The organism is Virgibacillus proomii, from assembly GCF_018916875.1.
Classification (GTDB): Bacteria; Bacillota; Bacilli; order Bacillales; family Amphibacillaceae; genus Virgibacillus; species Virgibacillus proomii_B.
Map to the genome: position 1 here is coordinate 31,299 of NZ_JAHLNO010000025.1, position 13,141 is coordinate 44,439.

A 13,141-nucleotide genomic window follows, 5' to 3' on the forward strand; every position below is an offset into this window, starting at 1 on the left:
GCAAACAGACGGGAGAACCCTCCAGCGTTAAACCAGTGTATCAAGATGCATTTAATGGAAATAATTGGCTTCCATTTGAAAAATCTCTTTATCTGGGAGAAGGAAACACACCAATTATTCAGTTTAGCAACGATTATCCACTATTAATAAAAAACGAATCACTTAACCCGACAGGATCCCATAAAGACCGAATCAGTTCATATACTATTTCAATGGCCCTAGCTAAGGGTTATAAAGGTGTTGTTATTGCTTCAAGTGGAAACGCAGGGCTTTCTTTAGCCTCGTATGCAAGTTACGCTCAACTTCCTTGTATTGTTATATCTACATATAAATTAAATAAAACCATAGCCAATATGATTGAAAGTACTGGAGCTAAGCTTATTTGTACAAATTCTTCTTTTGTGAGATGGAATATCACGAAACAATACGTTGCAGATGGTTTTTATCCAGCTACGAATTTTTTAAATCCTCCGGTTGGCAGTCAACCTATTGGAGTTCAAGCCTTTAAGAATATTGCTCGTGAGTGTTATGCCCAACTTAATTATCAAATACCAGCAAAAGTGATTGTTCCTACCTCTAGGGGGGACTTGATCTGGGGAATTTTTGAGGGCTTTAAGGAACTGAAGCAAATTAATCTTATAGATCATATACCTAAAATGTATGCGGTCGAACCATTTCAAAGAATCAGTAAAGTTTTAGAGGGACAACCATATACGAATATATTCGATGGAACTACTGAACTTACTTCCATCAATGGTCAAACCGTTACCTTTCAAGCGATTCAAGCGGTTAAAGAAAGTAATGAAGCTGCTATTGTTGTTTCCAATCAAGAAGCTCAAGTTGCTCAGAAATTAGCTAGTCATAGAGGAATTCATTTGGAGTTATCATCAGCTGCTGCAATTGCTGCAAGCGAAAAAATAGATGACACATTAAATGAAAAAGGATCTATCATGGCAATCACTACCTCTTCTAACTTTCTTCCTGTCTAATGGTATTATTTTAGTAATTCATTCTGATTAAAGTAAGCTTTACTAGAGCTTACTTAACATCTATTGTAAAATGATTAGAAGGCAAAGCTTTCAATTCTTATTTGTATCATATAAAAGTGAGAGAGCTTCCTATAGATAATTAGAAAAACTTGGCTTGTCGCCAAGTCTTTTGGCGAAAGCTATAGTTTTTCTTATACTATAAACCATAAAGTTTTATACTTTCCTATAGTATAAAATTAAAGCTGCTTTGCCAGCATGTTTAAGAAACTTTTCTAATGTTGAGCACAACCTTTTTTAAATTATTTATTACTTACTAAACACAACCGAATAGAAATTTTACGCATCTTAGATCTGACAATTCGAATTTTTTACAACATCATAGATTGATAGTCGTAACATTTTGAAGTCTGATACTTAAAAGGGGTAGCTGGTTGGGAGTTTTATTACAATTTAGTTGGGGTGTATATATGGAATACAAATATTTTTCATGGAGAAGTTATTTATCACTTATTACAAGTATCGTTTTATCCATGTCGATGCTATGTTTGGAAATTGTTAGCAGTCTGATTAGCGAAAGGGTTGGTATGACTTTAATTGCTATCTCTTTCATTGCATGCACATTATTTACTTTTTTAGCTTTTATCAGTAGGAAAGAAAAAAAGATTATGGCATTCCTTTCGCTTACGCTACTAATAGCCAATACCGTAACGATCATCTTTTTCCTATGGTTCGGGGCAAATTTTATACATTAATACATGCTCTAAAAGGCTTCAGCCAACATAGCTTTTAAATAGAAATGGATTGCTTGTTTTAAAGAAAAAAGTACAAGCGCTCGGTTAGCGACAAACAAATTGAAGATTTTCTGACGAGATAAAGTAAACTTCATTCAAGGAATGTTTTTCTCCTTGAAGTAGACCTAGGGCTAAAAACAAAACGTCCTTGAAAAAGTAGTACACTTTTTCTACGTGCGATGCCAATTCAAGTAGCTTTCCTTGTCCTTGAAAAATCGCGATGTATTGCTGCGTAGCTTTCCTTGTCCTTTCGCCCCAAAAAGCAGGGATTTAGGAGTCTTTTCTCTCATAAAGTTTGCAAAAAATAAGCAGATTTTTTTCAGAGAAATACGGCTCCTTACATTCGGGATAACGGAAACATGCCTCTAAAACAGGGTATGCCGACGTCTGGGCGGCAAGCCCGCTTTTAGTCGGCCTTCCTTTAGATTCAAGCCAATGTTAACTTATCGCAGGAAGAATCGAAGTTTGCATCAGCTTGAGCGCATAAGCTAGACGACGATCTCTTTTCAACAAGTTATAGCTTGTAGAAACGGAAATCATTTCCTAGACAACAAGACAACTGAATGTATTATTTCTTATAATATTTAGAAACGCCTTTTAAAAACTTGGCTGAGCTAGTATCTAGCATGAAGGTTTTCTTATATCAATAAATTCGTTATCCATGGATCTTTACCTAGTATTATATCAATATAATTTTCACTCAAACTTAAACGGCACTTGCAAGAATAGAACTATTGCAAGTGCCGTTTATTTATTTTTTTGTTTTTTGCGCCCAGTACGTGGCTAATAACGGGCCGGAAATATTATGCCAAAAACTAAAAATAGCGCTAGGTACTGCTGCAATTGGATTAAAATGAGCAGTCGCTAATGCTGCGCCTAATCCGGAGTTCTGCATTCCAACTTCAATGGAAATCGCTTTTTGATCATTATAGGGAAGCTTAAACAGCTTTGCGATGAAAAACCCGATCAAATAACCGAAACCATTATGTAAAATAACGACCGCAAAAATTAGCAAGCCCGACTCGACAATTTTCTCTTTACTTCCCGCGACAACCGCTGCCATGATAAGAACGATGGCCACTACGGAAACGAGAGGCAACAAATCGACAGTTTTCTTCGCTTGTTCTTTCAAGAATAGTTGGACAATTAAACCAAGAATAATTGGCAACAAAACAATTTTTATAACAGACATGAACATGCTAGATGCCGACACTTCCAGCCATTCCCTTGCCAAGAAATAGATAATAGCAGGTGTCAACAATGGAGCAAGTAATGTCGATACAGTTGTAACAGCTACGGAAAGCGCTGTATTACCCTTTGCCAGAAATGTTATGACATTAGAAGCAGTTCCGCCTGGACAAGCACCAACAAGAATGACACCAATCGCAATTTCGGGTGGCAAGTTTAAACCTTTTGCCAAACCGTACGCGATGAGTGGCATCAATAAAAATTGTGAAACAACACCAATAACTACACTCTTTGGATGTCGAACCACTTCACTGAAGTCTTCTAAAGACAATGTCATCCCCATGCCAAACATGACGATCCCAAGCAGAATGGATATGTACTTGCCAATCCATAAAAATTGCTCTGGGATGAGAAATGCGACAACCGCCACAAGAAGTACCCAGAGGGCGAAAGTTTTTCCAATAAAATGACTGAATTTGACGAATGATTGCATTATTCTACCTCCTGTTGTCTTATCTTACCACAGGAAGGCATAAACAAGAAGAAGAAAAATAGCTCAAAAGGTTAAAAAAGTCGGATACCACAAATAAATGAACGGTAGAATAAAGCACTTGTCTGCGATAGTTGATGAAGCTATCGCAACATAGTCATAAAGCATTTTTAAATAACTTGTTATCCATCAATGATAGCTCTTGGAATTATCTTTTGTCATCCAATAGTTCAAGCTAAATTCCAACTAAACCATTTGCCATGTCCATCTGTTTCTCCGATAGTATGATTGTATTCCCTTCCATCCACAATGTAACCAAGGTGAAGATCGCTATCCCACATATTATTATAAAGATGAAAAATGTCTCTTTTTCTACCAATTTCTTTAATGTTGTCCACCAGCTTTAACTTTAAATCGTTCGGTATTTGATTGGCAACATGGGTATGGAAAACACATATTGCTGTATCCTTAGGTGCTTTCTTGGCAACCTCAGAAAGTAAAGCTACTCCATCCCCTTCGAATAATTTTACAGGGTTTTCCTGTAGCTGTTTAACGGCACTTCTAAATAAAGCTAGCCTTTCCTGCTGTTCTGGCCAAATCAATGCTTCTAACCACTGCAAATCTTCCGGATCATTTACATCGCTGACATGTAAATCAATGCCAACTCTCCATGCTACCGACGGACTATCTGCATGTAGTAAAGGACTACTCTCCCCTTTGATCTTCGATGTTATATGCACTCTTGAACGTTCATTTCCATAAACCTCCTCTTTATTGCCATATGAATAACCATAATTATCCCATTGCAGCTGAAGCCCGGCACTCGTTCCAATTTCAATTAAGGCTAGAGGCTTTTTAGCAATACTGTACATATAGCAAAAGCTTGGATAAAGATAAGCACAGCGCCTTACTTCATTGGTTTGAACTAACTTGTTTTGCAAAAGCGGACGTATTTCAGCTTGATGCTCCCTACAAAAGTCTTTAAAAGGAATAAAGGAACCCTTGATATCCTTGGGCTTTTTAACAATGCTAGGATAATACTCGCTTAATCTATGATTTGTGCCCCTTAATAATAAATAGTGAACTGCACCAAATAGCAAATTCGGGATTGGCTGTCCCGTTCTTGTATGTGCGCATAATTTCAACAATTCATGATCTCCAGCTATTTGATTCGATAAAAACTCATATAATTCACTAGAACCTTTGCATTCATTTTTGGCAAAATTCCTAAATCTTTGAGCGATAACAGCTTTCTCTTTTTCCAAAACTACACCCCTCGTCAAAAGTAGATTTTTCTTTCTTTTTATGTAATTATGTCTATCATTATACTAGTCTATTCATTTTTCAAATGAAACGCGGTAAAGCAAAACCTATGAATAAGAAGAAAATTTGACAGTATTATGCAGACATTACCATAACTCTACTAGAAGGTATACTTAAAAAATATCAGAAGATGACACAAAAATTTACATAAACGATACTTCTTTTCTGCTATTAATTTATATAAAATTGCAAAGGGACGTGACGTATCACGTGGCAGAATTAAAAATCTTTTAAAAAACACCTTGTAATTTAGTATTATCAATATACAATTATTTATTTCTTACGTCTCTTGAAGATACTGGTGAATTCACCAATTTTTTATGAAAGAAGTGATCATCGAGAATTTTGTTGTATATATTTATCTTGTCAGGAAGTGACATTTTTGCCTTATCGGTATATGTAATAATTCGTAAAAAAGTGCTGCACCAAAAAATGTTTGTTCTAACAATAATCTTAGCCGTCATCTTTAGTTGATTAGGCTATTTGCTATCTAAATACCATAAATAATTAATGATGGAAAATATTTTATGTAAAGAATAAATAGAAGTCATGGATGAATTATTTTTGATAAAGTGAAACTTCTATTTAATACAACTTATGCTTTATCTCTACGGATAGAAGGAGTTCAAAGGCTAGTTAGCCACTACAGTGTGGGAACGATCTAGTTTCCTAAACATAAAAATGATTTCGTAAAAGTTAGGAGAAAACAGATGATGACATTTAATCAATGGTGGAAATCGATGTATCAATCAGACTTACATGCGCCACTATTTTATACAATGCCTGTTGGCTTGCGATTTGAAATTGGGCCTGTTGAATATTCAACAGACGATCCTAACTACTTTAAGATTGCCGAACAGCGAGTTAGAACCATTTGGAACGATTTATTTGCACCAGAAGATGAAGTATACGTTGTTTTACATATATTTCATAGCCCCGGATTGGTATACCGTAGGCACCGCTTTCTGGAGCGTTATTTTTATGTACGCCCATCTTTAAGCCAGCTGGCATATGAGGTATTGCCAAACCCTTATGATAAAGAAGATAATGATACAAAAATTCTTCGTTTTTCCATAAAAACCACCATAGCTAATGTAAAGAAACGAGTTATTATTCAGAAATCTGTTTGGAAAGATTTCACAGGAACAGGTATTTTTAATGATTTTGAGCTGTATATTGTTCGAATTAAAGATGGTGTCGTTTACTATTTATATGATGACAGGGGATTGGATGTAGTAGGAAATTCTAAAGCACCTTTACAAGCCTTATACGATACACATACATCGCTTTTATTAGATTACGATATTGGAAAAATGAAGCAGCAATTTCAAACACCCTAGCTGTAAAACAGGTTTTAGAATTGTACTCCTGACAAGCAGTTTTCACAAACTAAAATTCCATGCCCTCCATTCTTGGTGCATCAAACTTTTGATGGAGGCAAGCTCCTAGTTGGCTTAACTATTTTAAAAAGTTTCGGCTAGTTGTATAATCAAATGCAACAAGCATAAAAAATGAAAAACCATAGATAAACCGTGTATGATTAAGTCGACTAAAACACAATCAATACGGAGGGTTATCTATGGCTCAATCAAATTCTACCACATCTAAACGTAGCTTTAAACATTTAACGGCTTATGACCGTGGAAAAATAACTGCTCTACGTACAGAAGGCAAATCCCTACAAGCGATTGCTGATGCAGTAGGCTGCCATAAGAGTACTATTTCTCGAGAATTGAGACGTGGCACTGTTACTCAAATGAGGACAGGTGGAAAACGGGTTGAAATCTATTTTCCTGATACGGGTCAACTCATATATGAGAAGAACAGGAAGGCCTGTGGTGCCAAGTTTAAATTAGATGGAGCCATTGAGTTTATTCAATTTGCCGAGAACAAAATTTTGAAAGACGAATGGTCTCCTGATGCCGTCTGTGGGTATGCAAAACGTAATGGTCTTTTTGAGGGTGTCTACGTCTGTACCAAAACTCTCTATAACTATATTGATTTGGGTCTCATCGCCATAAAAAACATTGATTTACCAATGAAAGTTCGATTGAATACCAAGAAGAGACGAGCTCGCCAAAATAAAAGAGTCTTGGGTCGCAATATTGAAGAGCGTCCAGCTGAAGTCACTGAGCGCCAAGAATTCGGTCATTGGGAAATCGATACCGTTATTGGTAAAAAGTCAAAGGATCAAGCCTTATTGACCCCCTTACAGAACGTAAAACACGTAAAGAGATCATTTTAAGAGTTTCTGCCAAAGATTCTCCGTCAGTAACAGATGCTATTGCCAAATTAAAGAATACTTATGGTGACCAGTTCTCAAAGGTTTTTAAGACCATTACCGCTGACAATGGTTCTGAATTCGCTGACCTTGGCGTATCCGTTGAAAGGGATGAGACTGAAGTCTATTTCACCCATCCATATACCTCTTGTGAACGAGGCACAAATGAACGCCATAACGGATTAATACGACGTTTTATCCCAAAGGGAAAAGCCATTTCATCCGTTGCTGATCAAACCATTTCTTATGCAGAAAAATGGTGCAATTACCTCCCAAGGAAGATTCTAGAGTACAAAACACCCGAAGATTGCTTTCTTGAGGAAATAAATGGCTCTCTTAGCTTCTTAAACGAATTATAGCGAAACCGTTGGGAAGCGTTTCGCAACTTGACATGGAGCCTCTGCAGGCATGACTCCCAGCCAAGAAGCCAGATTTGTAGGAAGTCTGGCTGGACCACCCATGCTATCATGCCTGCCACTCCATGTAAAGTTGCGCAGAGTTCCCCATTCTATTAAATCACTGGTTTACTGGTATTTCATTAAATGTTGCATTTAATATTGCAATTTAAGAAAGATTTATTTCTCCATGTATATTTACTTTTCAATAGTCGATTTTGTATAATCAATTTTGCTTCCATCTTCATATCCTTGTGTGTAGGCAGTGTATTCTTTTACAGTTGGAATGTGATGAAGTAATGGTTTTGTTCCCTCAAACATTTCATCGTATTTTTCTTGAACCTCTACAGGAACAAGAACCATCAGAGCATTTTCCTGTCTCATTTCGTTAATTTGTTCTTCAAATTTTTGTTGTAGTCCAGTCAAGAATCCTTTCATGTATGAATTTTTAACAGTAGAAGTGACTTGTTTGGATCTAAATATATTGTTGTTGCTGTAATAGGTTTCAACATACTCTTTTGTGTAAAATGTGATTACTTCATATGCCAATGAATACATTTTTTTGCTAAAGCTACATCCGTTTCATATCCAAAGAAAATGATTGCTCTTTTTATATTACGTTCTCCGTTTAAATACCTATTTTTCATATACCATTGAACACGAAAGTTTTTAGAGATAATAATAGCTAATTCTCTTTCCCACCAGTATAGTTTTTTTAGAACAGTAACCTGACCTTCATCAATATTACGTTTGTTTTCTATTAGGGCAATATCACTCATGGATACATCGTGTTTTAACATTAATTTTTGCTCATGAGAAATGCAGATTGCGCTTCTTCTTCATTAGGGTTATTTTCGGAAAGTGCCAACAACCCTTGTATTTTTTTAACTATTCTTTCGTTTCTTTCTGAATAATTATTCCCCAATTATAATCTCACCTTTCTATGTAATGTCAATATAAAAACGATCTTTGTCTATAGAAGCGCCATGCTTTTTATAAAAAGCAAATAAACAATCAAAAGATTCTTTCTCCATGACCTTGTCATCTGTTGGTAAAATAATCTTTTTTAAATTTAATTTTTTTGCTTTTTCAATGACTCTTTCCATAACAATTGATGCATAACCTTTGCTTTGGTTATCTTCACCAAATGTATTTATCGACTGTAAAACTAAAGTCTTTTCGATAAAATGGATTTGGAAATAACATCGAACAATTAAACAGTCATCGAAGGAAAAAAGCTCAAAAACATAATAGTTTAAGAAAATAGCAGGGTATTTCCTGTATAGATAGAATGTAGAATTATTGTGTTGGATTACTTTCGTTACATTTTCAGTTTGACTTGCTATATAGCCTTTATATTTTTTCATAGCAATACACCTATCCCTCCCATTGAACTAAGTGAGAACAGTTAATTCTATCATATAGGTTACTAGTTTACTAGTAACCTATATGATATTTTTAATTCTTTACTCATGCAATTGTATCTCAGTCCCATTTCACAATGTACCTTCTATGCTTCAGCAGTTTCTGAAGTGCATTCTTGTATTTCAATTTATTCAAAATCTACAATCCCAGCTAAGTCAATCAAACGACTATTTTTAGCTTGTTTTAATGGATCCTTTTGAAGTTCTGTACTCAATCCCTCGCTTTGAAAGAGGAAAAGGGAGACTTCGTCCAAAACCTTTTCCTGTTTGTTTTCATCCAACTGATTAACGTACATATACATATCAATTTTTCCCATAATAACACACCTTCCCCCTTATATTTCTTCTACAGAAATAACACTTATTTTTAAATCTTCACATTCCAGCCAGCGTGCTTCGTCCTCTAAACACAAGCCCATTTTTTCAAGATGTTCCTTGTCGTACTCGATTCGAATAATTGCTTGATCTGCCATAATAATAACCTCCTGTTTGTTTTTAGTAGTAGGTTGCGATTAGCAACCTACAAATTTTCAAAATGAAATAATATAAACTCGTTAACATATGTTAAAGCAACCCTTTAATGATACGACATCCTTTCTATGGAACAACGCCTTGTACGATGCATAATTAAAGCTCCTTCCTTTAAATTTTGTTTAGATCGACTGATTAGCCATTCTAACAAGTTGATGCGTTTTTGAATGAACTCAATATCTTCTTTTTCTTTTTTATTAGTAGGAATGTTTTTAATCATATTCAACCAAAGTTCAGCTTCTAAAATATTACTGATATTGAAATCTGAATTAACATTACCTTTCGCTTGGTTGATAAGGCATTCTAATAACTTAGCGTAATGCCTTATTTTTTCGAGGTCTTTTTTACTATTATTGTTATTGAGGCTATACACTCTAGCAAGCCAACTTTGCGCTTCTTTAATATTGTTGTAAGTATTTGTAATCATTTTGCATTTCTCCTCTACATGTGTTTTAATCATTTATTTTGTGGTTTGAAATCCGAAAAGGATTTCCCGCAAAGGGGATTATTTTTCCCGTTTGACAAGTAGAAGAAAAAGCCTTGCTAAAAAACGTCAATAAAACGTGGAATACCGTAACGAAGTGAGGATATGCCGAGCGTAGCGCCGAAAGTTTATTGACGTTTTTTAGCGCCACTCTTAGCCGCCAGTAGGAAAGGTTCGGGTGTCCTGCCTTCTGGCGGGTTAGAGTGGCAAGGCTTTACTCTTCGGATTGCAAACGGAAAAATAAGCATAATAAAAAGCAGGCGTATGCCTGCTCTCCATTTTGTCTTTTGATCTTTTGTTTTTCCATTGTCGTTCACTCGTTAAGAAACAATCAGGAACTTACAAAATGTTGATAGATGGCCAACTACATGCTTCTTGGTAGTTGGCCATCTATCTTACAATTTGTAGTTATCGAATGTTTTAGAGGGAAGCGAGATGCCATAGACTGTTAGGGAGCGTTCTTTGCTACCTTATCAGATTATGAGCAAACCCTTGTGGCAACCCCAAATATGCTTTTAAGTTTTTAATCCTTTTCTTTTTATTAGAAATCTAGGTACCCATATGTTGACTTGAAATAAAGTTTGATCAAAGTTAACCATTGAAAACATATCAATTTTTTCACTTTTAGCTGATACAACATCTTCTGCAAGTGCTAAAATCACTGCTCTTATTACTGTCATTACTGCATCTAACCAAAAACCATCATTATAATTTTCAGGAATATTAAAGGCGATTTTTCTAGTAAGTTCTTCTGCTTGTTCGTAATCGCCACTATTTAAATGTTGTACAACAGTATTCAAACCTATTTTAATTTCTTTGTTCTTCTTCATTCGAATAAGATTATCCGTATCAAACGGGTTATATGTTGTTTCTTCACTTTTATTTAGGGGTACCGTCAGGAAAATGCGGATTTACAACGCTAAGCCTATTTTCCTGACGGTACCCCTTTAAGGAAAAACAACAAAATCATGCTATCTACCTCAAAAAGTTTGAACAAAATAACCGTATAGACGCGTATAAAAAAGATCAAGAAAAACTGGAACAAATGAAGAGGGCAAGAAAAGCCACTTTATATTGAAATAAAGCAAAGACGTTTGAGCCAAATAAGGAACAAATGAGGCGAAAATTGCTTCTAATTATGCTAAATAGCTCATTTGTTTGCGTGACTAATTCCTGCGAAATTACTTGTATACATGCAAAAACGATTGAAATAAGGAACATTTTAACCCCAAAAAGGAACAAAGCAGGAACAAAATTTTTCCTGTGACTAAAAAAGGAGAACCCCATACCACATCCGGTATGAGGTTCTCTATTTATCTTATTTGGACGAGAAGACTCCATCGTAAGCTAAGTGACGGGTAGTTCAAATTTTTCAAGGCGGTTATTAAATAATTATTAGAAGACGCTTTCCAAACAGCGTTTTCGCATTATAATAGAATGAATTAATGACTTATTTGATTGACAACAAAGGCAATGATATAATTGTATAAATAAAAAATTTGGAGTGAGGTCATGCTCAAAATTATCGGTAATAAATGGGAAGATCATGAATTAATGCTAATGATTACTACAATTTGTTCTTTGTTGACTTTCAAAAAAATAAAGAAGCTAGAACATTATAAAAACAAATTAAAAAATACTTATACACCATTCTAATTTAGATAAAGGGGGCGGGACTCTCTCAGTAGTAATCCCGCCCCCCCTTTTTTATCTTATTTGGATGAGAAAACCCCACCCTCAAGCGAAGGTAGGGTGTTATTCATAATACTTTAAATATAAGGAGTTTTAGATGGATACGAGAATAAAAGAATTAATTAATTTTACAAAAGAAAAATACTGCTTACATGAATATTATTTACATACATTTGATATCAACCGAAGTACAACAATTTTCAAAGATACGGTTTATAGCCTAAGCATGGAATGGTTTCCAAATCATATTAAAAATTGGGATGATGAAACCTATAATCCAGAAGGGACAGCTTGTATTGAGATAGACATCCATTCAAGAAAGACAAAACATGTGATTTTTAGTGAGGGAATATCAACTGTTGATGGTATGACGTTTGATTTGAATAACAGGGATGAAATCATCAAGTGGATTGAAAAGGAAACGGGTTTGAATTATGGAAGGCAGTTTGAGTTCTGGAAGGAAGAAGAAAGAGAGCTTCATTTCAAGGAATGTATAGATGGGGTTGCAGTTTCTCCGTCAGGTTATATTGAATTAAAACTGGATAAAGTAGGGAGGCTCACCTTATTTTCTGTATATGGACAGTTTCCATCCGAGAAACTTGTAAAACAAGAAAAATATTTACTTTCCCTTGAACAAGTAGAAAAGTTAGCTAAGGAACAATTGAAGTTAGTTGAGTTTCCGGTCATTGAACAAAAGAAGCTCGTTCCTGCATTTGCAATTGAGGAGATTTATATTAAGAATAACTGTTTTTCTACCTTACCCTTTGAGTTCTTTGTAGATGATAAGTTTTCTTTGCAAATGGACAAAGTGATAGAGTGGGATTATAATATTCAAAAAACTTTCCAAGGTAAAATACTATCACTAATTGAAAATGTCACACCTGATCAAGCATTTCAGTGTGAGCCACATCCAGATTTGCGGCCAATCACAGAGGAAGAAATTAAAAAGTGTGTCAGTAACATTAAAAAATTTTTAAGTCAAGAATACACGAATGATTCAGGAAAATGGGCATTAAAGTCGCTATATCGAGAAAAGGGATACATCCATGCAACATTAAAAGCAAAGGAACAGAAAGAGTGTGTATTTAAAAGAAAAGTGAAGCTATTCATTGACTCGGAGACTTATCAAGTATTGAATTACATGGATAATAAGCCGTTTTTAAAAATGTATATGGAATTAGAAGAAGCAGAGGAAATAAAGGTTGCAAAAGAGGAAGCATTAGAGAAATTAAAAGACTTCGTTAAATTGACACCATATTATGTATATGATTTTGAGCAGGGTTACTATGTATTATGCGGAAAGTTAGATTGTCAATATGCAGTAAAAGCGAATAATGGGGAAGTTGTTGAATTAAATGAATTGTAATATAAATAATATTTCCTCACACTAGCGTTGCATAAATAATATCTAAATTTTCTGTTTTAATTATTTAGCCAAGAGAGCCAAAAAAGTAAATGCCCAACTAAAGGTGGCTCCATCCATTTGGAATATATTTACAATTAGACTAAGGTGGCAGCGACGTTTTCGTTATTAAGAAGCACCTTTTCCTTCT

The 13,141-nt window shown here is 35.0% G+C and carries 12 protein-coding genes and 2 pseudogenes; 5 read left to right on the forward strand and 9 right to left on the reverse strand.

The window, feature by feature from the left end:
- Positions 1-35 precede the first annotated feature (35 nt).
- Together KQI21_RS13825 and KQI21_RS13830 are read left to right on the forward strand one after the other, a co-directional pair.
- Positions 36-989 carry a pyridoxal-phosphate dependent enzyme gene (locus tag KQI21_RS13825; protein ID WP_216484794.1) on the forward strand — a complete coding sequence of 318 codons (954 nt, stop codon included), beginning with the start codon at positions 36-38 and terminating at the stop codon, positions 987-989.
- Between the two features lie 431 nt (positions 990-1,420).
- A complete protein-coding gene (locus KQI21_RS13830) occupies positions 1,421-1,741 on the forward strand; it encodes a hypothetical protein (protein WP_216484816.1) in 321 nt (106 codons plus the stop codon).
- A 790-nt stretch (positions 1,742-2,531) separates the two neighbouring features.
- Here the strand turns inward: KQI21_RS13830 and KQI21_RS13835 are convergent.
- Positions 2,532-3,461, reverse strand: a complete 930-nt coding sequence (locus KQI21_RS13835; RefSeq protein ID WP_216484795.1) for a bile acid:sodium symporter family protein — start codon at positions 3,459-3,461, stop codon at positions 2,532-2,534.
- A gap of 227 nt (positions 3,462-3,688) precedes the next feature.
- Positions 3,689-4,723 carry a DUF2332 domain-containing protein gene (locus KQI21_RS13840; RefSeq protein WP_253291505.1) on the reverse strand — a complete coding sequence of 345 codons (1,035 nt, stop codon included), beginning with the start codon at positions 4,721-4,723 and terminating at the stop codon, positions 3,689-3,691.
- A 768-nt stretch (positions 4,724-5,491) separates the two neighbouring features.
- Between KQI21_RS13840 and KQI21_RS13845 the strand changes: the two genes are divergently transcribed.
- Together KQI21_RS13845 and KQI21_RS13850 are read left to right on the forward strand one after the other, a co-directional pair.
- Positions 5,492-6,121 carry a DUF3885 domain-containing protein gene (locus KQI21_RS13845; RefSeq protein ID WP_216484797.1) on the forward strand — a complete coding sequence of 210 codons (630 nt, stop codon included), beginning with the start codon at positions 5,492-5,494 and terminating at the stop codon, positions 6,119-6,121.
- 239 nt (positions 6,122-6,360) lie between these two features.
- Positions 6,361-7,421 (forward strand): annotated as a pseudogene (locus KQI21_RS13850) (IS30 family transposase).
- Positions 7,422-7,655: 234 nt separating this feature from the next.
- Here KQI21_RS13850 and KQI21_RS17090 read toward each other — a convergent pair.
- The 7 genes and pseudogenes from KQI21_RS17090 to KQI21_RS13890 form a co-directional block, all read right to left on the reverse strand.
- A pseudogene (locus KQI21_RS17090) lies at positions 7,656-8,257 on the reverse strand (DUF7168 domain-containing protein).
- The gene (locus KQI21_RS13865) at positions 8,257-8,382 is read right to left on the reverse strand and encodes a DUF2786 domain-containing protein (RefSeq protein ID WP_216484801.1); all 126 of its coding nucleotides are present in this window, start codon (positions 8,380-8,382) and stop codon (positions 8,257-8,259) included. Before KQI21_RS13865 ends, KQI21_RS17090 begins: the two are co-directional and overlap by 1 nt.
- A gap of 16 nt (positions 8,383-8,398) precedes the next feature.
- The gene (locus tag KQI21_RS13870) at positions 8,399-8,824 is read right to left on the reverse strand and encodes a GNAT family N-acetyltransferase (RefSeq protein ID WP_216484803.1); all 426 of its coding nucleotides are present in this window, start codon (positions 8,822-8,824) and stop codon (positions 8,399-8,401) included.
- Positions 8,825-9,009: 185 nt separating this feature from the next.
- Complete coding sequence (locus KQI21_RS13875) at positions 9,010-9,198, reverse strand: hypothetical protein (protein WP_216484805.1); 189 nt, start codon at positions 9,196-9,198, stop codon at positions 9,010-9,012.
- An 18-nt stretch (positions 9,199-9,216) separates the two neighbouring features.
- Positions 9,217-9,354, reverse strand: coding sequence for a hypothetical protein (locus KQI21_RS13880; protein ID WP_216484807.1), 138 nt, complete (start codon positions 9,352-9,354; stop codon positions 9,217-9,219).
- A 104-nt stretch (positions 9,355-9,458) separates the two neighbouring features.
- Positions 9,459-9,839, reverse strand: a complete 381-nt coding sequence (locus tag KQI21_RS13885) for a hypothetical protein (RefSeq protein WP_216484809.1) — start codon at positions 9,837-9,839, stop codon at positions 9,459-9,461.
- A 572-nt stretch (positions 9,840-10,411) separates the two neighbouring features.
- Positions 10,412-10,726: a hypothetical protein gene (locus KQI21_RS13890; protein WP_216484811.1), complete on the reverse strand. Its 315-nt coding sequence runs from the start codon at positions 10,724-10,726 to the stop codon at positions 10,412-10,414.
- Between the two features lie 959 nt (positions 10,727-11,685).
- Between KQI21_RS13890 and KQI21_RS13895 the strand changes: the two genes are divergently transcribed.
- The gene (locus tag KQI21_RS13895) at positions 11,686-12,954 is read left to right on the forward strand and encodes a hypothetical protein (protein ID WP_216484812.1); all 1,269 of its coding nucleotides are present in this window, start codon (positions 11,686-11,688) and stop codon (positions 12,952-12,954) included.
- Positions 12,955-13,141: the final 187 nt, after the last annotated feature.